Genomic DNA, 20299 nt, shown 5'->3' with positions numbered 1-20299 from the left:
GGTTTTCACAAATCACCATGACGCGTCCCTTGCGTCGGATTACGCGACATTTGTCACACATCGGTTTTACGGATGGTCTTACTTTCATTTGTCTTTCCCTCTACTTTCTTCTAAATGTAATACGCCCACGTGTTAAATCATAAGGTGAAATTTCTACAGTTACACGATCACCTGGTAAAATGCGAATGTGATGCATACGGATTTTACCAGAAACGTGAGCCATGATTTCGTGTCCATTTTCTAGTTTCACCTTAAAAGCAGCATTTGGCAATGTATCTACAACGATACCATCGATTTCAATCATATCCTGCTTCGCCATGAATCCTACAACGCCTCCTAACTAAAAATGAAATGATACGGCATAAATAGCCATTTATCATTCTATCAAATCCTCGCCTAAAAATCCAAAAAAAATCATCCTGATCGTATATTTTTGATCAGGATATGGATTCCATTCGAGATAAAAGGGTTTCTAAACCCTGTGCTACGGTATTTAAAGGGTCATCCGTAACATAGACCGGACAGGATATCAGCTTCTGCAGATTCTCTTTTAATCCTTTTAAAAGCATGGTTCCGCCGCAACAAATCAATCCGCGCATCAAGATATCTTCCTGTTCATCGCGATGCAGCCCTTTTAAAAATTGATAGATCCAGTTAGCCCAATGTTCACACAAAGGCATCAGTACAGGCACCAACATATTTTCATCGATTTGGATCGAACGCAATTGTTGATTCTTGAGATCCAACCCCTCCACAATCATTGATCGAGGATTTTTTTGAACAATCGTCTGCCCTAATTGTATTTTTATTTGTTCAACAACACTATCGCTGACCTGAAGCCGAAAACTTTGGCGAAGCCACTTTTGGATCAAAAGATCAATATGTCGCCCCGCTACTTTATTTTGTGATTGCCGAGTCATCTCTCCTCGAGAGAAGACTGCAATATCACAGTTAGAAGAACCGATATTCAAAACGCAGCTAGACACAGGAATAAAGAGATTAAGCTGCGCTCCAATGGCAGCTACCCAGATCTCCTGGTCAAAGTAGACCCGATAAGCTCCGAACTCTAAAAGATGATCTTTTAATTCGTCTCGATCCTTATGATTCAATGCCGTAGGATAACTAAATAAAAAGATTGTCTTTTTAAACATTTTAAACATTTTAAAATCATAGATCAGTTGCTCCAACAAAGCGTGCAATGCATAAAAATCAATTTTAGGCAAAGCCAGCGGAAAGATGACGGAGATTGCTTCATCGACCCCGCCTTGAAGTTCTTTCGCTTCATTGCCAATAGCTAAAACATTCCCCTTTTGATCTAAAGCCACGGCGCATGCTTCATCAAAAATAACCCCTTCTTCTGCTGTCACAACACGGATCTTATCCGCTCCTAGATCGATCCCGATTCGTATCATGTTTTTGGTCCTCATTCAACTTTCTGTATATAGGATATCACATTTCCGGTTTTATCACACTGTGTTATAATATAGGTGCGCATCAAACAATACATGGATTCAGAATTATTCATAATTACAACCTTAGATTCATTATCTTCACAGAAGGGAAAAAGTTATTTTGATTTATGGCTTAAATGGGAAGATCTTTTTTCGCAGATCCACGTTCCTATTTATATTTTCACTTTAAAATCGGAAAATAATAAATATATCCCTTCATCAAAACACATTCAGGTTCGCTTGTGTTCTAGAAAGGTCTTCGAATCCTTAGGTGTATATCGAACTAAAACTGTCTTTACAAAAATTTATGAGATCATGGATCCCGCTATCTTTTTATATGAGGGAAAACAGTTGATCCAAAAAGAATTTCGTTCCAATGATCACACCATTGGAGAGGTATATTTAAAGGCTTTAGATGCCCGATATAAAAAATATGTCGATAATTTCAGAAAAAAATTGACAGATAAAAAAGAATTTGCTAGTATAAAAAGGCGCTAAATGAATGGAGGCTTAGCTCAGTTGGGAGAGCGTCTGCCTTACAAGCAGAGGGTCAGCGGTTCGAGCCCGTTAGCCTCCACCATTGATTTTAGCCCCAACATCTTATGGAGGAGTAGCGAAGAGGCTAAACGCGGCAGACTGTAAATCTGTTCCTTCGGGTTCGGCAGTTCGAATCTGTCCTCCTCCACCATTTCTTGGGGTATAGCCAAGCGGTAAGGCACAGGACTTTGACTCCTGCATTTCACTGGTTCGAATCCAGTTACCCCAGCCACTAGATGCAGGTGTAGTTCAATGGTAGAACAACAGCTTGCCATGCTGTATACGGGAGTTCGATTCTCCTCACCTGCTCCACTTATTTTTGTCTTGACGCTCGTTGTAACTTTTGTTATTATTGTTTGGCAAACGGAGGCTTAGCTCAGTTGGGAGAGCGTCTGCCTTACAAGCAGAGGGTCAGCGGTTCGAGCCCGTTAGCCTCCACCATTATACTGTGCCGACTTAGCTCAATTGGTAGAGCAACTGACTTGTAATCAGTAGGTTGTGGGTTCAATTCCTATAGTCGGCACCATTTATTTTGACCCGTTAGCTCAGTTGGTAGAGCATTTGACTTTTAATCAAAGGGTCGGGCGTTCGAATCGCCCACGGGTCACCATTGCAGGTGTAGTTCAATGGTAGAACTTCAGCCTTCCAAGCTGACTACGTGAGTTCGATTCTCATCACCTGCTCCACTATAACGATTCACCGACAATGTCGGTTTTTTTTTGCTTATTTCAAACTGTCTAAGAATTTTCTGGCACGCATTATATCTTTCACATTGGGATGCCCTTTCGCAATCCCTCCAACTTTTCCAAAGATCGCATATGTATCATATCCGCGACAATGGAACGATCCACAGCATTCTATTCCTTTCTTCTTTAATGTTCGACAAAGAAATCCAGAAAAATCTAAAAATGGAGCTCCCGCAGTTGTGATCACAAAACATTTTTGATCTTTTCTAAACTTAGTTTTTTCAACAAAATCTTTGATAAGGGGATGCACTGATCCAAAATAGATCCCTGAAGCAAGACCGATCCGATCATATGATGAAATATCCGGATAAGGATCTTGTGTCAGATCAATACTATCTACCGGAAAACATTCACACAAATCATCGACTATTTTTTTTGTATTCTGATGATGAATCGATGCATATACGATAACAAATTTCATGTTTTATTTCCCCCTAATAAAAAAGCTCTTTGTTTTTAAACAAAGAGACTTATTCACCGCCCAATTTGCTTGCCGCAAACCAGCCGGCAGCAAATGTAACGATACCAATCAAAATGATTCCTACCGAAGCCATAGACCAGTCCGTTTTCAGCAGAATCGCAATAGGACTCGCAACAATCAAACCGATAATTGCATAATAAGCCGGGATTTCCCAGCGAGAAAAGATCCATTCAATCAATTTTGCAATCAAGAAGATTCCGACAACCACACCAATTCCAAACGGAACCAAGACTCCACAGCAACCAATAAAGCTGTTCACATCAATATTCATGATCGAATCCACAGTTTGATTGACATAGGAAAGAATCGTCGCATAATATCCCAATAACATCAGCATCATCGATCCGCTGACACCAGGAATCACCATGGTAGCCGCCGCAATTACACCCACCAAAAATAATATGATCACCTGAAACAGATCGACATGAAGTACATTGGCAGTCCCTTCTCCTTCTCCCATCACAGCCATTAAGATTACAATCGCAAAGAAAAGCACTAATGGAATCCAATTGATCGGTTTGGCAGGACTGGAACCTTTCACTTTCTTAAAAATAAATGGCAAACTTCCCGCAATCAAACCACAAAAAGCAAAATTAGTAGGGATTGGATACTCTTCTAAAAGGAATTCAAAAAGCCGAGATAAAATCACGATCGCCAATCCAGCTCCTAAGAAAATAGGAAGCAGAAGTTTCATGCTTTCTTTGAACTCGCTTTTTAAGTGCGTAATAGAATGTATCAATTTATCATAGAGCCCCATGGCCACCATCATGGTTCCGCCGCTGACCCCAGGAATGATATTGGCAATCCCCACAACCATTCCTTGAAGAAGCATTTTTATCATAAAATATTTAATTCCTCCTAAAACATGAAGAATATAACATGAAACTTTCCACAGTGCAATATCTAGATTCTACGGTCTTCCAAAGCCGTTTTCGCAATTGTGCAAAAATACCGCATCGCTTCTTCGGGATACTTTCCTTTAGCCGTCTCTCCTGTCAACATGATGCTCGAAGCACCACGTATGACCGCATCATATATATCATTGACTTCCGCCCGTGTTGGCGTGGGTTGACGCTGCATGGAATCTAACATTTCTGTAACAACCATATACGGTTTATGATGCTTATGACAAGCTGCTTCTATTCTTCTTTGAATTCGCGGCAACTGACATAATCCAATTGAGCTGCCCAAATCTCCCCGAGCAATCACAATCTCATCACAATAAGGAAACAAAGATTCCAAATGATCGATTCCAGCCTGATTCTCAATTTTAGCCAAGACTTTTAAAGACAAGCCAAAAGAATCCAGCACCTTTTTCACATGAGCCAGATCTCTGGGCCCGCGAACAAACGGCTGCATGATCCCTGTAACTCCATAATCTTTGGCAACGCGAAGATTTTCAACATCTTGTTCTGTCAATGCGGGACAATCAATTTGTACGCCAGGAAAGAATACCGTTTTTCGAGATTCCAGTATCCCTTCCCGCAAAACTTGAACTTGTCCATTATCCAAGATCTCAATTTCCATTTTTCCATCATCCACCAGCACATGCTGACCAGGTATACAATAAGGTTTTACAAAATCCGGGAACCGCAACTGTGACAAAAAATAACTCTTCCCTTTTTCTAAGATCAGCGCTCTTTCTCGCTTCCCTGTACGAATTTCAGGACCAATCATATCAATCAAGATCTCAGGTTGAATTTTACAGCGCTGGGCCGCTTGGAAAACTTGCCCAAGGATCTCTTTGCTTTGAGAAAGCGTGGTATGCGAAAGATTTAATCGCACGCCACTCATGCCTGTTCGAAACATATTTTCTAAAACTTCCGCTTTCTGACAAGCAGGTCCTAAGGTTCCGTAAATCTTTAACTTTTTCATAGTTTAAACTCCCCTCGTGCTATAATAAAAAAAGAATCGAGGTCATCATGAATAAACATATTATCGCCATGCTGTTATATTTTGCGGCAGCCGCTTTTTTCTTACTCTATGTATTTTTAGATGTGAATACGATCCTTGCAGGTGCCATTCTTTTGATCGTTGCCGTTTTCTTTTCACGATCCATAAAAAAATAGGAGAACCTGTTCTCCTATAAATTTTGTGTTACTTCTACCTTGACTTTTCCTTCTGATTCTAAATCATAGGTGATCTTTGCCACTTCATCTAAATGATGTTTTAAGATGCCGCGAACCGTTTCAAAAACTTCGTCTTCTTTCTCTTCGCTTGGGCAATCATATTCAATACTTGTCACCACATGCTTTTTACCAGAAATTGTCTTCAGTTCATCGATTGCATTCATATTCTTATACCTCGCGATTTAAGTCTAATCTGTTTTATCTTGTTTGTCAAACAGCATAATAATTTAAGATATCCGCCGGTTTCAAACGAGACTTTTCTTTCTGATCCATATCCTGGATCAAATGTCCTTCATTCAAAATGAAAAGCCGATTTCCATTCTCCAAAGCATCTTGTATATTATGCGTGATCATCAAAGCTGTCATCTGTTCTTTATGAATCAGTTCATTAGTGATCTCTAAGATCTTTTGGGCGCTTTTGGGATCTAAAGCTGCTGTATGTTCATCCAACAATAAGATCTTGGGAGGATTCAGCACCGCCATCATCAAAGCCACAGCCTGGCGTTGTCCCCCCGACAATAAACCAATGGGTGTTTTCAAGCGATCTTCCAGTCCCATATCCAATTGTCTCAGCTTTTCTTGAAAGAATTCACGGTCCTGTTTATGGACCGCAAAAGAAAACTTTCCATATTTCTTTGTCGAATAAGCTAAAGCCAAGTTTTCTTCAACAGTCAAATGCGGCGCTGTTCCATGTTCTGGATTTTGGAACAAACGCCCAATATAACGAGCTCGAACATGCTCTTTTGTCGCTGTAATATCGTCCCCATCCATCAATATTTTGCCATGATCTACTTTCAAAGCTCCAGTGATCACATTAAACAAAGTACTTTTGCCGGCCCCATTGGATCCTAGCATCGTTATAAAATCACCGTCATTGACTTTTACACTGACGTTTTCTAATGCCACTTTTTCTAATGAAGTTCCTTTATTAAAAATGACCGATACATTTTCCAACTCAAGCATTTTCTTTCTCCTTTAACGCTTTCAGATAAGGAATCGAGATCGTCAAAGCGACTAAGATAGCCGACATCAAATTCATATCAGTTGCCGGAATTCCAAACTGCAAAGCTATTGTATACAAAAGACGATATAGACATGCTCCCAAAATACAAGAAGCCAAACCAAAACCAATCGTGCGCTTACGAATCACGGCTTCTCCAATAATAATGCCAGCCAATCCTAACACCATCATGCCTGTTCCTCCAGTTACGTCGGCAAAATTCTGGTATTGAGCTAAAAGCCCCCCTGAGAGGGCCACAAATCCATTGGATAATGCCATGCCTAAAAACTTCATCGTATCCACGTTGATGCTGCTAGACTTGACCATCGTTTCATTATCGCCGGATGCTCGAAGCATCAAACCTGTATTTGTTTTAAAAAACACAAACAAAAGGATTCCCGATGCTATGCTGATCAAAAGCAAAACCCCCAAAGTAAACGGAACCATCGTAAACAATGAATCGGTATTCAACAAAGCGATATTAGGGGCTCCTGACATGATTCGAAGATTGATGGAATACAAGCCCGTCATGGTAAGGATTCCCGCCAACAAAGCATGGATCCGCATCTTTGTCTGCAAGAAAGCAGTGACTAAACCACAGATTCCTCCGGCCAAAAAACTTAGCAGCAGCCCCAAAAATGGATGACCATTCAATGTGCATACAGCACAAACCGCAGCCCCGGTCGTAAAACTGCCATCCACTGTCAGATCCGGCACATTCAAAACGCGAAACGAAATATAAACACCTAGAGAAAGGACTGAAAAGATCAGTCCTAACTCTAAGGCTCTTTCAATGATTGCGACAGACATCGCATACCCTCCTATTCCACAATAACTAAACGCTCATTATTTTGTATATCTTCCGGCAGCGTCAATCCCAAGCTATCCAAAGCCGACTGATTGATGTAAATATTCAAATCATCTTTAAATACTTTGACCGACATAGCAGAAGGTTTTTCTCCATTCAAGATTTCATCCACCATATTGGCTGTTTCAATTCCTAATTCTTCATAATCAATTCCCACGGTTCCCAATCCGCCATCATTGACCATGGAATCGGCTCCTACAAAGAAAGGTGTTTGTGCATCTAAAGCAATTTGAGACAAGGCTGCCATACCGCTGGCAACTGTATTGTCATTTGGTGCAAAAAGGACATCTACTTGTTCACACAACACACTGGCAGAACTTTGTAACTCCGTTAAATTTGATCCGGTTCCTTCTATTAAGGTTAAACCGTTTTGATCACAGTACTCTTTTGCACTTGCCAGATTCGAAACAGAATTTGCTTCGCTGGCATTGTAAAGAAAGCCAACAGTTTTTGCATCGGGAACGAGCTGTAACGCAAGATCTAAAATTTGATCCACTTGCACCTCGTCGCTGGTCCCTGTAATATTACCTCCCGGTTCTTCCAAAGAATCAACGAGTCCAGCACCTACTGGATCGCTAACAGCTGAGAAGACAACGGGGATATCTTCAGAAATATTAGCTGCCGCTTGCGCTGTCGGTGTTGCGATTGCGACCACAACAGCGGCATCCTCATCTTGATATTGTGACATGATCGAATTTAAATTGCTGGTCTGCCCCGAAGCGTCCGCAAAATCATAGTTTATGTTTTCTCCATCTTCATATCCCAATTCTTCCATTTGATCCGTGAACGCATCACGAATCGTGTTCAAGGAAGTGTGACTCACCAATTGAGCAACACCAATCGTCGGAATTTCAGTTGAACCGGATGAAGAACATCCAAACAATAAAGAACTTGCCATAATGGCTGCCATTAATTTCGATAAAGCTTTCATTTTTCTCTCTCCTTTTCTTTATCTCTTGTTTGGATAGCTTTTCGGGGTAAAAAAAATCCCGTGTCAAATCACTTTGACACAGGACAAATCATTCGATCTGCGGTACCACCTGTTTTGGTAAAATTTACCCACTCAGTAGAAAATGCTATCACATTTCTCTTGTTGTAACGTACAAGTCACGTCTTGGCTACTATTATTTCACCTCGCCCTTGGAAGTCCATTTGCAGAATCGTTACGACCGGGCTTACACCCTCCCCGGCTCGCTTAGCGCACATCTTTCTGTTTGATCTCTTCCGCCTTGGTTTATTTAAGAATAGCGCATTTGTAAATAGATTTCAACTATTTTTGAAAATTGTTTCATTTTCGTCTAAATTCCCTATTCCAATACCGGGCAAACAAATTAAAAAGAACTCCGCAGAGTTCTTTTTAGTCCACCTTTACTTCGTATGTCCATCCATACTTGTCTTCCAGATCACCCCATTGAATACCTGTCAAAGTATCGTAGATTTTCTGGGTCAGCTCCCCTGTTTTAAAATCATTGATTGTTACGATATCTCCCTTAAAGTACAATTCTCCAATCGGGCTAATGACAGCGGCTGTGCCAGTCCCCCAAGCTTCTTGCAAGCTGCCGTCGTGTCCAGCCTTCATTAAATCATCGATCGCAAAATGCTTTTCTTCAACCTTATATCCCCAATCGCGCAAGATATGCAAGATTGAATCACGAGTAACACCCGGAAGAACCGTTCCATCTGTCGGTGCCGTGATAATCGTATTATCAACTTCAAACATAACATTCATGGATCCTACTTCCTCGACATATTTACGATGAACGCCATCCAGCCACAAAACCTGGGTATATCCTAGTTCTTCCGCTTTAACTTGCGCTGCCAAGCTGCCAGCATAGTTACCGCCACATTTCGTGAATCCGGTACCGCCGACAGTTGCTCGAACATATTCATCCTCAACATAAATTTTTACAGGATTGACCCCTTCTGGATAATAGGCTCCAACCGGAGAGCAGATCACGATAAATTTATAAGAGTTCGCCGGATGAACTCCGATCGCTTTTTCCGTTGCGAACATGTAAGGACGAATATATAAAGATTCACCTTCTCCAGTGGGAATCCAATCTTTTTCAACACGTACTAATTCTTCCACCGCCTGAATAAAATCTTTCTCTTCAATGATCGGCATGCTCAGACGTTTATTTGAATTAATGAAGCGGCGAGCATTCATCTCAGGTCTAAACAATAAGACTCTTCCGTCTTTTGCTTTATAAGCTTTCATTCCTTCAAAAGTCTCTTGTGCATAATGTAATACCATACTTGCCGGATCAAATTCGATAGGTCCATAGGGTACGATGCGAGCATCATGCCATTTTCCATCATCATAATCCATGACAAACATGTAATCAGTTTCGTATTTTCCGAAACCTAAAGCACCAGTTGGTTTTTCCTTTAAAACCTCTCTTTTTTCAAAACGGATTTCCATATTGATTCCTCCTTTATACTGGAAATATAAAAAGCCTTTCTGTCAGAAGGCCCAGGGCCCTAAAGAGACGAAAGGCATTTTCCGCGGTACCACTCTTTTTCATTCCTAAGAATGCACTTATGAGATAAAAATCTCTGTCTTTTTAACGAAGACCCCCGTCCACGCCTACATTTCGGCATGGCCGCTCCATGGTGATATTCTCATGACTCTTTCATGCTTTTCACCAGCCAGCAATTCTCTAAAGAAATGAAGTCATGAAACTTGTCCATTTCTAAGCGTTTCACACATTACATCTCGAATACGAGATTATCCTAACATCATACGGTCATTGGCAAACTCTTCACCACTGGCCTCTTCAAACTTTTTCAACAGATCCGAGACATGAAGATTCTTCTTTTCTTCTCCACACACATCATAAATGATCTTGCCTTCATGCATCATGATCAAACGATTTCCAATATGGATCGCATCCTGCATATTATGTGTAACCATCAATGTTGTGAGTTTTTGTTCATTTACAATCTCATTGGTCAGATCCAATACTTTTTTCGCAGTTCTCGGATCCAAAGCCGCTGTATGCTCATCCAAAAGCAACAACTTTGGTTTGATCAACGTAGCCATCAACAAAGTCAAAGCTTGACGCTGTCCGCCAGATAAAAGCCCAACTTTAGATGTCATGCGATCTTCTAAGCCTAAGCCGAGACGTTTGAGTTGCTCATGGAAAACTTCTTTTTCTTTTGGTGTAATTCCCCATTTCAGCCCTCGTTTTTTTCCTCGGCGGTTGGCCATAGCCAAGTTTTCCTGAATTGCCATATCTGCAGCAGTTCCTAACATCGGATCTTGAAACACCCGGCCGATCATCTGGGCTCTTTGAAATTCTGCCTGTAATGAAATATTCTTTCCATCAAGATAAATCGTGCCGCAGTCGATAGGGTACACGCCGGCAACCATATTCATCAATGTACTTTTACCGGCACCATTCCCGCCGATAATGGTAATAAAATCGCCGTCATCTACTTGCAGATTCAACTGATCCAACGCTTTTTTTTCATTAACAGTACCCGGATTAAAAGTTTTAGACACATTTGTGATCTTCAACATGTTTACTGCTCCCTTCCGGTCAGCTTCTTATACATGGAAAGCTGTTTTTGTTTATTCATAACGATTGGTACTGTCAAGGCAACCGCTACTAAAATGGCCGTCAGAAGTTTTAAATCATCCGTATTCAGTCCCATCTGCAAAACCACCGCCACGATCACACGATAAATCACAGAACCCACTACGATGGAAGTGAGACGAGTCCCGAAAGCTCCCTTATGTCCAAATATCACTTCTCCGATAACGATCGAAGCCAAGCCGATCACAATGGCTCCAATTCCCATACGGACATCGGCATATCCTTGTTGTTGCGTCACTAAAGCGCCAGAAAGAGCAATCAATCCATTGGAGATCATCAGCCCCAATGTCTTTGTGACATTGGTATTGACCCCTAACGCACGAATCATCTGCTCATTATTTCCTGTAGCTCGAATACTGGAGCCAATTTCCGTGCCAAAATACCAATACAGAGCAACTATTACTAAAACTGTTACGATTAAACCAACGATCAAAACGACCCAGTTTGAAGATAACCCAGTCAATTTTTCTAACTGGCCAAACACATTGTCATACTGTAACAGAGGAGTATTCGAACGGCCCATTATTCGCAAGTTGATCGAATACAATCCTATTTGCGTCAAGATCCCGGCCAAGATGGCAGGAATCTGACATTTTGTATGAAGTACTCCTGTGATCAAACCGGCAATAAAACCGGCGATGGTACTCAAGATCAAAGCAATAATCGGGTTGATTCCATTTACTAGACAAACAGCGCACACAGCTCCTCCGGTCGCAAAAGAGCCATCCACAGTTAAATCGGCTATATCTAACAGTCGAAAGGTGATGTAAACACCTAGGGCCATTAATCCCCAGAGAATCCCCTGGCTCAAGGCCCCTTGCATTGCTAAAACAATACCCATGATATTATGATGCCGTTTCTATCATTTCAGCATCAGCAAATTCCTCCGGAATCGTAATGCCCAATTCTTCCGCAACCGTTTTATTGATCGTTAAAACACAGTCTTCTGCACTTAAATATTCAATTGGCATATCCGCTGGTGATTTTCCGTCTTCCAAAATTGCCACAGCTTGTTCAGCTGCCATTTCTCCTAATCGATAGTAATCGATTCCATAAGTTGCCAGACCACCGTTGGAAACCATACCACTCTCCCCAACGATACAAGGAATGCCATTGGCATTCGATACTTGTGCTACAGCCGACATTCCTTCCGCCAACAAGTTGTCAGTAGGAATATAGATCGCATCCACTTTACCGATCAAAGACTCTGTGACCTGCTGAATTGAACTAGAATCCGCTACCGTGGCTTCTTCCCATTCAATACCTGCTTCATCTAAAGCCTTCTCGGCCATCTCTGCCTGAATCTTGGAATTATCTTCACTGCTGCAATACATTACCGCTACTTTCTTCGCATCCGGAAGCAGCTGTTGTAATAAATCGATCTGTTCTTCAACAGGAGTTAAATCGCTGACACCGCTGACATTCCCGCCTGGGGCTTCGTTATCTTCCACAATGCCAGAAGCAGCCGGATCTGTGACCGCATTCACCAAAATTGGAATATCACTGGTTGCCTGCGCCACGCTCTGGGCAGCTGGTGTCGCTATGGCGTAAATCAAATCATCACCATCATTGACAAACTTATCCGCGATTGTTTTACAGTTCGATTGATCGTTAGAAGCATTCTGATAATCAAAAACCGTATTATCTTCTGTATATCCCGCTTCTTCTAATCCATCCATAAATCCTTCATAAGCCTGATCCAACGCTGGGTGCTCTGCCAGCTGGATGATTCCTATTTTAGTGGTATCATCGGACTGGTTTCCTCCGGAACATGCCACCAAAGAAAGGGCGGTTACAGAGGCTAATCCGATTTTAAATAGCTTATTCATACTCTCTTCCTCCAAATTCGTAAACTATATTTTTTATTTTAGACTTTCAAACAATGTAAGTCAATGTAACACAATGAAACTTTATGTATTTTTTTACATTTGGTATGATACTATGGTAAATATTTTAAAGGAGACGACAAAACATGAAACTCACGATCCCTAAAGAATACAACCCTGTGCTGAGCGTTCGCCAAACACAGGAAGCCATTAAATACATCCGTGATACTTTTCAGCACGAATTTGGAAAAGAGATGAACCTGTTGCGGATCTCTGCACCTCTTTTTGTTGAGAAAAGTTCCGGCCTCAACGATGATTTAAACGGAACCGAAGAACCTGTGCATTTTACGATGAAAGAAATGCAGGAAGAGCGAATCGAAGTCGTTCATTCATTAGCCAAGTGGAAACGATTTGCTCTAAAACAATACGGTTTCCAGCTTCATGAAGGTCTTTATACAAATATGAACGCCATACGAAAAGACGAAGAGCTGGACAATCTGCACTCTGCCTATGTTGATCAATGGGATTGGGAAAAAATCATTGCCAAAGAGGAACGCACCGAGAATGTTTTAAAACAACACGTTCGCACGATTTTTAAAATCATCAAACACATGGAGCACGAAGTTTGGTACAAGTATCCAACCGCCGTTAATCATCTTCCTGACCAGATTCATTTTATTACCAGCCAAGAATTATTAGATCGTTATCCGAATCTAGAACCTCGCCAACGAGAAAATGAAATTGCGAAAGAGCTTGGATGCGTTTTTATTATGAAGATAGGCGGAAAGCTTTCCAACAATAAAAAACACGATGGCAGAGCCCCCGATTATGACGATTGGGAACTGAATGGAGACATTCTTTTCTGGTATGAGCCTCTGCAATGCGCTTTAGAGATATCAAGCATGGGAATTCGTGTCGACGAAGATTCCTTGGTCAAGCAATTAAAAATCGAAGGAAAAGAGGACCGGCTCCAATACCCTTTCCATAAAGCAATCGTAGACCGAAAGTTGCCTTACACGATCGGAGGCGGAATCGGCCAATCCCGATTGTGCATGTTGTTGTTAAAAAAGGCACACATCGGAGAAGTCCAAGCCAGTATCTGGCCAGAAGAAATGATCAGGACTTGTTACGAAAACAACATACAAATCTTATAAAAAAAAGGTGGTTTCCCACCTTTTTTGCTTTCTAATCCATTAGCCATCCGTACAATTCCTGCAAAGTGCCTCTTCGATATCCTGAAAGATCCTCATTTTTTGAATTGATCAAACAATCTGTAACCAAAAAAGTATCCATGCCTAATGTCTTAGCTATCATATCTTCTGCTACATCGTTACCAATCATCAAGCAGCGCGCCGGATCTAACCCAAGGCGGCCAGTGATCTCCCGGTAATACTGAGGATTAGGTTTACATGTCATAGAATTTTCATAAGTCGTAATAAATTCAAAATCATCGGGATCTAATCCCGCCCATCGAATCCGGGAATGCGTAGCCACTTGTGGAAAGATGGGATTTGTCGCCAAAATACAAGGGCCTCTATCTAGGCAAAGATCCACAATCTTTTTAGCCCAGGAAGAAAACCCGCAAGCTTGTTTAGCTTGTTGAAATTCATTTTCATAAAACGAATCAAAGATGGGTCGATCCTGGAGTTTTTCCTTTCCATAAATCGATTCAAACACTTCCCAAAACCGATCATAATTGATACAGGAACCATCGTTTTGAATCATGGCATAAGTCCCTTTCCATATCGAATCCACTAATTTTTCAGGATCATACCCTAAAGGAGCCACTTTTTTTACTAAAAGTCCGAAATATGCTTTTACGAACACCTCCTGATCCATTGGTAAAAGCGTACCATCCAAATCAAATAATATTGCCTGATATTCCATAACATCCTCATTCTTTCTCAAATTGATCCGGATCCAAAGTCTGAATCACTCTCGCCGGGTTCCCGACAACAACTGTATTTGGCAAAACATCATGAGTTACCACGCTTCCAGCTCCTACAATCGCATTTCTTCCGATCGTAACCCCAGGAAGAATCGTCGCTCCTGCTCCGATCCAAGCATTCTTTTGAATATGCACATCTTCGATTGTCAGAACATCTCGTTCATAAAAATCATGATTATTCGTAATAATTTTTACATCCATCGCAATCCGCACATCATCTTCGATAACGATTTTCCCTGCGCTCATGCATTTAAAATACGGCATGACAGAAACGCGTTTCCCAAAAGTTATGTTCTTGGCAAGATTAATGTAAATAGGCGTACGGATCTTTGTCCCTTCCGGAATTCCATTGACAAAGAGCTCATTCAACAATTCTTTATATTCTTGTGAAGACGGATCTGTTCCATTCAGCCGAAAAACCAAAGCTTCCGTTCGATCCCCTTCTTGTTTTCGCTGTGCATCCGAAATCCTTAAATCAAACCGCTGCATTTTCCATCACCCTCTTTTCGGATATTCGTTTTCGAACAATTCTATAACAACAGATATCTACCACGATTGTCATAATCCATGAAATTGGATACGAAATATACAAAACAAATAATTCTCTATGAATCTGGAAAATTGTGAAGATCCAGATAACACGAAATAAACAGACCCCAATCAAAGAAACGATCATCGGCATCAAAGAATAACCCATTCCTCTAAGACAGCCAACCAATACATCCATAATACCGCAAAGAAAATATGGTGTGCAAATGATCGACAACCGTAAAAGACCAACTTTGATTACTTGAGGATCTGTAGAGTAAATATGTAAAAGCGAATTTCCAAAGACATAGGCTCCGACTCCCAGCACGAGCCCGATCAAAGATACAATGCCTAGACACTCTAACAAGATCTTATCGATTCGCTTATATTGACCAGCCCCCATATTTTGGGACGTAAAGCTCAGCGCAGTCTGATAGATCCCATTCATCGATATATAAACAAAATTCTCGATATTCAAACTCGCGGTGTTTCCCGCCATCACAGTGGCGCCAAATCCGTTGACCGAAGATTGAATCAGAACATTGGAAATGCTAAACAACATTCCTTGAACTCCTGCAGGAACCCCCAGTTTGACCATACGAATTCCTTTGTCCAATGAAAAATGAAGATATTTTCGAGAAAGCCGGATCATGCCCTCTTGCCGGCTCAAGCACAGTAAGATCAATACTGCGCTCACTCCTTCCGAAATGATCGTTGCCAAAGCTACGCCGGCCACTCCCATTTTCCACACAATAACAAAATATAGATTCAAAACAACATTTATGATTCCCGAGATCACCAAAAAATATAATGGTCTTCGTGTATCCCCGACAGCCCTCAGCAAAGCCGCCCCAAAATCATAAACCAAAAGTGCCGGCAATCCTATAAAGTAGATTTGCATATAAGTCGTCGACAAGGGCAATACATTGGCAGGCGTCGCCATCATGGTCAATAATGTACCGGCCGCTAAAAAGCCAAAAATCCCCACAAACAAACCCCCAAAAAACGCAAACATAATTCCCGTATGTACCGTTTTTTGACAGTTTTCCCGATCCTTTGCGCCGATGTACTGACCGACCAAAACATTGGCCCCTACAGATATACCCAAAAACAAGTTAATCAACAAATTGATTAAACTCGATGTAGATCCAACAGCTGCCAAAGCTTCCTTTCCAGTAAATCGGCCTACTACGATAACATCTGCTGCGTTGAACAACAGCTGCAGCACTCCAGACAACACAACCGGAACCGAAAATAGAATCAGCTTAGGCAGCAACGGTCCCTGCACCATGTCAACTTGTCTCGTTTTTTTCATAATTCCTCCAGCTCGTATTATAACTGCATTTGGGCAAAAGAAAAAGTCACATTTCTGTAACTTTTTACTTCCTATTCTTGTGTTGGCATCACCAGACAATCAGCTATCGATGTATCTTGCATCAAAGTATTGGAATTATAAAGGAATAAAATATCTGTGATCATCTGTGAATTAACCAGTCTGGAAACATCTTCGAAATAATACCGGGGATCGATGATATCGATTGTCCGATAATAGGGAATCAAAAACTGTATCATCGCATTCGCATAGGAGTCTTTGATCAATAAAAGGTGCCGCGAACTATCGTTATCCATTTCAATCGTGATCCTTCCGGCATTTCCACCCATAAATACAGTATATTGATCACGCGTATCCAAGGCCTCACGAGAATAAATGGAACGAGAAGTCGTCACGTTCGTTAAATCACTTACGATATATTCGCTGTTATTTTTAGGAACATAGATGTCAATTTGATCTTTCAAAAAAACACTTCCAGTCTTTCCTGCCAACGTTCCCTCAAAATCATCTGAAACTGGATAAATATCATAATCTTCCTTCGAAACATCTCCTAACCCCATGGCAGAAGCCATTGCCTGAAAGCTATAAAATGCCCCTAGAGAAGTCCAATGATGATCAGTCTTGTAATACAAATATTCATCTTTATGCTCTTCCAAGGTCGAACGAACATCAATGCGCTGGATCGACGAATCCAGTCCATCATAATACTCATCAATCTGTTGATTCTGATCTAAAGGTGTCGAAAATGCCGGCAACCGATCACTTTGTACACTCACCGCATTAGGAGTAATCATAAAATAAGACGGAATTTCATAAGATGTGCAAAACGCATTAATTGCCTGCAAGTTTCTTTCTTTTTGTTCTTGATTTACTGAACTGACATCTTCAATCAAGGTTCCTTTTCCTAAGAAGACATCGTCGATCTTATTTGTACCTGCCATTTTGTTGACAAGGTATTTCAGCTGGATCAGCTTCTCTCGACCTAAGAATTGATCCGAATACCAGGAATTCAATTCTCTAAAAACATCTCCATTCTGAAATGAGTTCCAATTCATAGAAGGGAAAGCCTGAAGACTTCGATTCTCCATCGGTGAAGTCGAACGATCTGGCAAAATCAAATTTACGATCCCCGTAATCACAATGACCACTACCAAAATCGGACTCAACATTTTCGCAATCGATCCTTTTGATTTTTTCATATTGAATCCCCCTTAAAACGCAAAGTACAAAAAGCTCTGATATGTACTTCCCACAACAAAGGCAACACTGATCAGAAATCCGATCAAATACAAAGAAGTATATACGATCTTGTCATATCGGAATCCTTTTTGAAAGCAGAACTGCTCAACCTTATCAAATAATTCTCCCGTCAACAAGAATCCAAGAACAAATAACGGAATATGGCCCACAAGGACAAACAGCGCTTGAGAATCGCATATGTTCATAAAATTAAACATATGTCCAAACGTTCCGAAAGCCGATAGAATACTGTCACTAAAGAAGAACACCCAGCCAAACAATACCAATACAAAAGTATAAATGCGCCGTATGGCCATTGGAAGTTTATCTAGATACGCAGATAACACAAACTTCTCCAACAGAATCAGTCCGCCATAATACAATCCCCAAAGAATGAATGTCCAGTTGGCTCCATGCCAAAGTCCCGTCAAAAACCATACAATCAAAATATTACGTACATAGTCGTGACGATTTCCTCCTAACGGGATATACACATAATCTCGAAACCAAGTGGATAAGCTGATATGCCAACGTCTCCAAAAATCTTGAATACTCTTTGCGGAATAAGGGTGATCAAAGTTAATTTTGAGTTTAAATCCAAACATATTGGATACCCCAATTGCCATATCACTGTATCCGCTGAAATCAAAGTAGATCTGCATCATATAGCTCAACGCATAAAGCCACGCACCTGCCATACTGGTGTTCGTTGCCAATGAAGAAAAAACCAAAGCAAATGAATCCGCAAAAAGCGCTTTTTTAATCAATCCTTTAGTAAATAAAATCAGCCCCTCACAAAAGAGAGTAAAATTCATCGGATGATTTTGAAACTGCGGTTCCATATCACGGTAAAAGGCAATGGGACCGCTGCTGATCTTTCCAAAAAACGCAATGTATAACCCTAATGACAGAGGATTCTTTTGTGCCGGCACATCATTTTTATAGACATCGGCCAAATAAGAAATCGCACTAAAGGTAAAAAACGATAATCCGACCGGCAACGCGAAATCAAAACCTTCTAAGCCGAAGATCCCTAATAAGAAATTTGTGTATTTAAAAGCTCCTAAAATAAAGAGATTGAATGCGATCGCACTCCAAAAAACAATTTTTCTCGTTTTTCCTGTTTCTTTCTCTAATTCAAGACCAGTTAAATAATTCCAGGCAATGCTGATCAATAAAAGCAACACATAAAAAGGATCGTTCCAAGAATAAAACAGAAGACTAAAAATAAATAAGACAAGATTTTTCAAAAATGTTGTCGGCACGATTCTAGTCAAGATCCAAGTTATTGGCAAAAAGCAAAAGATGAATATCAAACTATTAAATACCATACTCATCCTCCTACAAACTACTTAAGAACTGCTCATGAATCTGAGCGGCTTGGTCATCGACAACATACAAAGCATAGTTTGCCTGCACATCGATGATCGCATCATCTAAAAGCTGGACTTCGTCTGGAGCATACCCTTCATAAAGATTGATCTGCTCATCGATCCGCTTCTGGACAGCATCCTCAAAGGCCTTACTTTGGCTTTTGTCATTAAACTGGACCAACATGTATTCATTAGCCTGCATCACATCATCAATCTTGAAATATGCGATTGCAGAAAAAGATTCCGGATCCAATCCAAAGATCTCACGGATTTTCTGATTATCTTGCCCTGGCATAGATGAAAGATCTAATCCTTCTTGTGTTTTTGACAAAACCGTTTCAAAAGTCTCCCGGCTTTCCTTTGGCCCGCTAAACACGACAGCCATCAACACTATCAAGACGATCAAGATCACTGCCTTAGACACTCTCAACCCTATACGCACGTTTTCTCTCCCCCTTAATACTATCTTCTCCACAAATAATCAAAGTAAATGCGATTCTCTTTCTCCCAGCTGGCCTCATTGTGACCTCCTCCATGGACCAGATGAAAGACTGCCGATGCTTGACGATCATTCAGAGCATCCACAAAAGACTGATCATAAGCTTGCAGTTGCTTCAAGAAAAAATCCTTGGATATTTCTTCCGACCCCAAGCTCATATAAACACGAGTATCTGGACTAATATCTGATTTTTTAAGATCCGCCATCAATAGATCATAGCATCCAAATACAGCCGGCGATAAACAAGCCGCTTTTGAAAAAAACGAATTATATCGAATCACGCCATAAAGAGCCATCAGCCCACCCATACTGCTGCCACCTAGTCCGGTACATTCACGATTCGGATATGTGCGATATCGCTGGTCTACCCAAGTTTTTAACTCTTCAGCCATCCATCGCATCAAAAGATCACCTTTTCCATAGATATTGCCCAAACCTGGGGTTGAGAAAGTATATGGACTGAATTCATTGAGGCGTTCATTGCCTTCATGATTACATTCTAAGCCAATCAAAATAAATGGTTTATCATATTGATCTAAAAATTTTTGCAGTCCCCAAGATTTTCCATAGGTCGCATCTCGATCATCAAAGAGATTATGTCCGTCGAACATATACATCACCGGATAACGCTCTTGACTCTCATAATAATTATTTGGCAAATAAATATGAAGCTTTCGTTGTGTATGTAATGGTGTAATTTCCACCTGTACTTTTTGAATCACAAAACCACCTCTTTGGGCTT

At 40.9% G+C, this 20299-nt stretch carries 24 protein-coding genes, 8 tRNA genes and 1 other annotated feature; of the genes, 11 read left to right on the top strand and 21 right to left on the bottom strand.

Annotation, left to right across the window (positions count from 1 at the left end; all coding sequences use genetic code 11):
• The 3 genes from rpmJ to HNQ43_RS08065 form a co-directional block, all read right to left on the bottom strand.
• Positions 1–88: 50S ribosomal protein L36 (gene rpmJ / locus HNQ43_RS08075; RefSeq protein ID WP_183374899.1), on the bottom strand; the 88-nt coding region annotated here is incomplete at its 3' end.
• Between the two features lie 12 nt (positions 89–100).
• Positions 101–319 carry a translation initiation factor IF-1 gene (infA, locus tag HNQ43_RS08070; protein WP_183376619.1) on the bottom strand — a complete coding sequence of 73 codons (219 nt, stop codon included), beginning with the start codon at positions 317–319 and terminating at the stop codon, positions 101–103.
• 118 nt (positions 320–437) lie between these two features.
• Positions 438–1412 carry a rod shape-determining protein gene (locus HNQ43_RS08065; protein WP_183376617.1) on the bottom strand — a complete coding sequence of 325 codons (975 nt, stop codon included), beginning with the start codon at positions 1410–1412 and terminating at the stop codon, positions 438–440.
• Between the two features lie 75 nt (positions 1413–1487).
• On the opposite strand from HNQ43_RS08065, the gene HNQ43_RS08060 reads away from it, so the two are divergent.
• The 9 genes from HNQ43_RS08060 (at position 1488) to HNQ43_RS08020 (ending at position 2674) form a co-directional block, all read left to right on the top strand.
• Positions 1488–1949, top strand: coding sequence for a hypothetical protein (locus tag HNQ43_RS08060; RefSeq protein WP_183376615.1), 462 nt, complete (start codon positions 1488–1490; stop codon positions 1947–1949).
• Between the two features lie 6 nt (positions 1950–1955).
• Positions 1956–2031 (top strand) — tRNA-Val (locus HNQ43_RS08055).
• A gap of 24 nt (positions 2032–2055) precedes the next feature.
• Positions 2056–2139 (top strand) — tRNA-Tyr (locus tag HNQ43_RS08050).
• 5 nt (positions 2140–2144) lie between these two features.
• A tRNA-Gln gene (locus HNQ43_RS08045) sits at positions 2145–2220 on the top strand.
• Positions 2221–2226: 6 nt separating this feature from the next.
• Positions 2227–2300 (top strand) — tRNA-Gly (locus tag HNQ43_RS08040).
• Between the two features lie 53 nt (positions 2301–2353).
• Positions 2354–2429: transfer RNA gene (locus tag HNQ43_RS08035), tRNA-Val, on the top strand.
• Between the two features lie 9 nt (positions 2430–2438).
• Positions 2439–2514, top strand: a tRNA-Thr gene (locus tag HNQ43_RS08030).
• Between the two features lie 8 nt (positions 2515–2522).
• A tRNA-Lys gene (locus HNQ43_RS08025) sits at positions 2523–2598 on the top strand.
• A 2-nt stretch (positions 2599–2600) separates the two neighbouring features.
• Positions 2601–2674 (top strand) — tRNA-Gly (locus HNQ43_RS08020).
• A 37-nt stretch (positions 2675–2711) separates the two neighbouring features.
• Here the strand turns inward: HNQ43_RS08020 and HNQ43_RS08015 are convergent.
• The 3 genes from HNQ43_RS08015 to HNQ43_RS08005 all read right to left on the bottom strand — a co-directional run bounded on the left by HNQ43_RS08015 (position 2712) and on the right by HNQ43_RS08005 (position 5090).
• Positions 2712–3155: a flavodoxin domain-containing protein gene (locus tag HNQ43_RS08015; protein WP_183376613.1), complete on the bottom strand. Its 444-nt coding sequence runs from the start codon at positions 3153–3155 to the stop codon at positions 2712–2714.
• A 49-nt stretch (positions 3156–3204) separates the two neighbouring features.
• Positions 3205–4056, bottom strand: a complete 852-nt coding sequence (locus HNQ43_RS08010; RefSeq protein ID WP_183376611.1) for a DUF368 domain-containing protein — start codon at positions 4054–4056, stop codon at positions 3205–3207.
• Between the two features lie 62 nt (positions 4057–4118).
• Positions 4119–5090: a pyruvate kinase gene (locus tag HNQ43_RS08005; protein ID WP_183376609.1), complete on the bottom strand. Its 972-nt coding sequence runs from the start codon at positions 5088–5090 to the stop codon at positions 4119–4121.
• 47 nt (positions 5091–5137) lie between these two features.
• On the opposite strand from HNQ43_RS08005, the gene HNQ43_RS08000 reads away from it, so the two are divergent.
• Positions 5138–5284: a hypothetical protein gene (locus tag HNQ43_RS08000; RefSeq protein WP_183376607.1), complete on the top strand. Its 147-nt coding sequence runs from the start codon at positions 5138–5140 to the stop codon at positions 5282–5284.
• Between the two features lie 14 nt (positions 5285–5298).
• Here HNQ43_RS08000 and HNQ43_RS07995 read toward each other — a convergent pair whose 3' ends face one another.
• The 8 genes from HNQ43_RS07995 to HNQ43_RS07960 form a co-directional block, all read right to left on the bottom strand.
• A complete protein-coding gene (locus HNQ43_RS07995; RefSeq protein WP_183376605.1) occupies positions 5299–5508 on the bottom strand; it encodes a hypothetical protein in 210 nt (69 codons plus the stop codon).
• A 46-nt stretch (positions 5509–5554) separates the two neighbouring features.
• A complete protein-coding gene (locus tag HNQ43_RS07990) occupies positions 5555–6307 on the bottom strand; it encodes an ABC transporter ATP-binding protein (RefSeq protein WP_183376603.1) in 753 nt (250 codons plus the stop codon).
• Positions 6300–7154 carry an ABC transporter permease gene (locus HNQ43_RS07985; protein WP_183376601.1) on the bottom strand — a complete coding sequence of 285 codons (855 nt, stop codon included), beginning with the start codon at positions 7152–7154 and terminating at the stop codon, positions 6300–6302. The genes HNQ43_RS07990 and HNQ43_RS07985 overlap by 8 nt, the downstream gene beginning before the upstream one ends.
• 11 nt (positions 7155–7165) lie before the next feature.
• The gene (locus HNQ43_RS07980; RefSeq protein ID WP_183376599.1) at positions 7166–8143 is read right to left on the bottom strand and encodes an ABC transporter substrate-binding protein; all 978 of its coding nucleotides are present in this window, start codon (positions 8141–8143) and stop codon (positions 7166–7168) included.
• Between the two features lie 426 nt (positions 8144–8569).
• Complete coding sequence (locus HNQ43_RS07975) at positions 8570–9634, bottom strand: branched-chain amino acid aminotransferase (RefSeq protein WP_183376597.1); 1065 nt, start codon at positions 9632–9634, stop codon at positions 8570–8572.
• 60 nt (positions 9635–9694) lie between these two features.
• Positions 9695–9917: a binding site (T-box leader), on the bottom strand.
• A gap of 23 nt (positions 9918–9940) precedes the next feature.
• A complete protein-coding gene (locus HNQ43_RS07970; RefSeq protein WP_183376595.1) occupies positions 9941–10735 on the bottom strand; it encodes an ABC transporter ATP-binding protein in 795 nt (264 codons plus the stop codon).
• A gap of 2 nt (positions 10736–10737) precedes the next feature.
• A complete protein-coding gene (locus HNQ43_RS07965; RefSeq protein ID WP_183376593.1) occupies positions 10738–11652 on the bottom strand; it encodes an ABC transporter permease in 915 nt (304 codons plus the stop codon).
• A 4-nt stretch (positions 11653–11656) separates the two neighbouring features.
• Positions 11657–12640 carry an ABC transporter substrate-binding protein gene (locus HNQ43_RS07960; protein ID WP_183376591.1) on the bottom strand — a complete coding sequence of 328 codons (984 nt, stop codon included), beginning with the start codon at positions 12638–12640 and terminating at the stop codon, positions 11657–11659.
• Positions 12641–12783: 143 nt separating this feature from the next.
• On the opposite strand from HNQ43_RS07960, the gene asnA reads away from it, so the two are divergent.
• On the top strand, positions 12784–13791 hold the full coding sequence (gene asnA, locus HNQ43_RS07955; protein ID WP_183376589.1) for an aspartate--ammonia ligase: 1008 nt from the start codon (positions 12784–12786) through the stop codon (positions 13789–13791).
• Positions 13792–13822: 31 nt separating this feature from the next.
• Here the strand turns inward: asnA and HNQ43_RS07950 are convergent, their stop codons facing one another.
• The 7 genes from HNQ43_RS07950 to HNQ43_RS07920 all read right to left on the bottom strand — a co-directional run bounded on the left by HNQ43_RS07950 (position 13823) and on the right by HNQ43_RS07920 (position 20279).
• Positions 13823–14524: an HAD family hydrolase gene (locus tag HNQ43_RS07950; RefSeq protein WP_183376587.1), complete on the bottom strand. Its 702-nt coding sequence runs from the start codon at positions 14522–14524 to the stop codon at positions 13823–13825.
• 7 nt (positions 14525–14531) lie between these two features.
• Complete coding sequence (locus tag HNQ43_RS07945) at positions 14532–15074, bottom strand: acyltransferase (RefSeq protein ID WP_183376585.1); 543 nt, start codon at positions 15072–15074, stop codon at positions 14532–14534.
• Positions 15061–16428 (bottom strand): MATE family efflux transporter, encoded by a 1368-nt coding sequence (locus HNQ43_RS07940; protein WP_183376583.1) that lies wholly within the window; start codon positions 16426–16428, stop codon positions 15061–15063. The genes HNQ43_RS07945 and HNQ43_RS07940 overlap by 14 nt, the downstream gene beginning before the upstream one ends.
• A 71-nt stretch (positions 16429–16499) precedes the next feature.
• Positions 16500–17645, bottom strand: coding sequence for a DHHW family protein (locus HNQ43_RS07935; protein WP_183376581.1), 1146 nt, complete (start codon positions 17643–17645; stop codon positions 16500–16502).
• A 12-nt stretch (positions 17646–17657) separates the two neighbouring features.
• Positions 17658–19016 carry an MBOAT family O-acyltransferase gene (locus HNQ43_RS07930; protein ID WP_183376579.1) on the bottom strand — a complete coding sequence of 453 codons (1359 nt, stop codon included), beginning with the start codon at positions 19014–19016 and terminating at the stop codon, positions 17658–17660.
• 10 nt (positions 19017–19026) lie between these two features.
• Positions 19027–19500, bottom strand: a complete 474-nt coding sequence (locus HNQ43_RS07925; RefSeq protein ID WP_183376577.1) for a DUF4358 domain-containing protein — start codon at positions 19498–19500, stop codon at positions 19027–19029.
• Positions 19501–19520: 20 nt separating this feature from the next.
• Entirely contained in the window at positions 19521–20279 is a 759-nt protein-coding gene (locus HNQ43_RS07920) for an alpha/beta hydrolase-fold protein (protein WP_183376575.1), read from the bottom strand.
• Between the last annotated feature and the right edge of the window lie 20 nt (positions 20280–20299).

The organism is Faecalicoccus acidiformans, assembly GCF_014202635.1.
GTDB classification, from domain to species: domain Bacteria; phylum Bacillota_I; class Bacilli_A; order Erysipelotrichales; family Erysipelotrichaceae; genus Faecalicoccus; species Faecalicoccus acidiformans.
This window is presented reverse-complemented; position numbering and strand designations above follow the sequence as displayed.

Excerpts from the sequence above, each read along its gene's own strand:
- HNQ43_RS07940 (WP_183376583.1), bottom strand. The coding sequence starts at position 16,428 with ATGAAAAAAACGAGACAAGTTGACATGGTGCAGGGACCGTTGCTGCCT.
- HNQ43_RS07965 (WP_183376593.1), bottom strand. The coding sequence starts at position 11,652 with ATGGGTATTGTTTTAGCAATGCAAGGGGCCTTGAGCCAGGGGATTCTC.
- HNQ43_RS07980 (WP_183376599.1), bottom strand. The coding sequence starts at position 8,143 with ATGAAAGCTTTATCGAAATTAATGGCAGCCATTATGGCAAGTTCTTTA.
- HNQ43_RS07970 (WP_183376595.1), bottom strand. The coding sequence starts at position 10,735 with ATGTTGAAGATCACAAATGTGTCTAAAACTTTTAATCCGGGTACTGTT.
- HNQ43_RS07995 (WP_183376605.1), bottom strand. The coding sequence starts at position 5,508 with ATGAATGCAATCGATGAACTGAAGACAATTTCTGGTAAAAAGCATGTG.
- HNQ43_RS08005 (WP_183376609.1), bottom strand. The coding sequence starts at position 5,090 with ATGAAAAAGTTAAAGATTTACGGAACCTTAGGACCTGCTTGTCAGAAA.
- HNQ43_RS07935 (WP_183376581.1), bottom strand. The coding sequence starts at position 17,645 with ATGAAAAAATCAAAAGGATCGATTGCGAAAATGTTGAGTCCGATTTTG.
- HNQ43_RS07950 (WP_183376587.1), bottom strand. The coding sequence starts at position 14,524 with ATGGAATATCAGGCAATATTATTTGATTTGGATGGTACGCTTTTACCA.
- HNQ43_RS07985 (WP_183376601.1), bottom strand. The coding sequence starts at position 7,154 with ATGTCTGTCGCAATCATTGAAAGAGCCTTAGAGTTAGGACTGATCTTT.
- HNQ43_RS08000 (WP_183376607.1), top strand. The coding sequence starts at position 5,138 with ATGAATAAACATATTATCGCCATGCTGTTATATTTTGCGGCAGCCGCT.
- infA (WP_183376619.1), bottom strand. The coding sequence starts at position 319 with ATGGCGAAGCAGGATATGATTGAAATCGATGGTATCGTTGTAGATACA.
- HNQ43_RS07930 (WP_183376579.1), bottom strand. The coding sequence starts at position 19,016 with ATGGTATTTAATAGTTTGATATTCATCTTTTGCTTTTTGCCAATAACT.
- HNQ43_RS08065 (WP_183376617.1), bottom strand. The coding sequence starts at position 1,412 with ATGATACGAATCGGGATCGATCTAGGAGCGGATAAGATCCGTGTTGTG.
- asnA (WP_183376589.1), top strand. The coding sequence starts at position 12,784 with ATGAAACTCACGATCCCTAAAGAATACAACCCTGTGCTGAGCGTTCGC.
- HNQ43_RS07945 (WP_183376585.1), bottom strand. The coding sequence starts at position 15,074 with ATGCAGCGGTTTGATTTAAGGATTTCGGATGCACAGCGAAAACAAGAA.
- HNQ43_RS08010 (WP_183376611.1), bottom strand. The coding sequence starts at position 4,056 with ATGATAAAAATGCTTCTTCAAGGAATGGTTGTGGGGATTGCCAATATC.
- HNQ43_RS08015 (WP_183376613.1), bottom strand. The coding sequence starts at position 3,155 with ATGAAATTTGTTATCGTATATGCATCGATTCATCATCAGAATACAAAA.
- HNQ43_RS07975 (WP_183376597.1), bottom strand. The coding sequence starts at position 9,634 with ATGGAAATCCGTTTTGAAAAAAGAGAGGTTTTAAAGGAAAAACCAACT.
- HNQ43_RS07960 (WP_183376591.1), bottom strand. The coding sequence starts at position 12,640 with ATGAATAAGCTATTTAAAATCGGATTAGCCTCTGTAACCGCCCTTTCT.
- HNQ43_RS07990 (WP_183376603.1), bottom strand. The coding sequence starts at position 6,307 with ATGCTTGAGTTGGAAAATGTATCGGTCATTTTTAATAAAGGAACTTCA.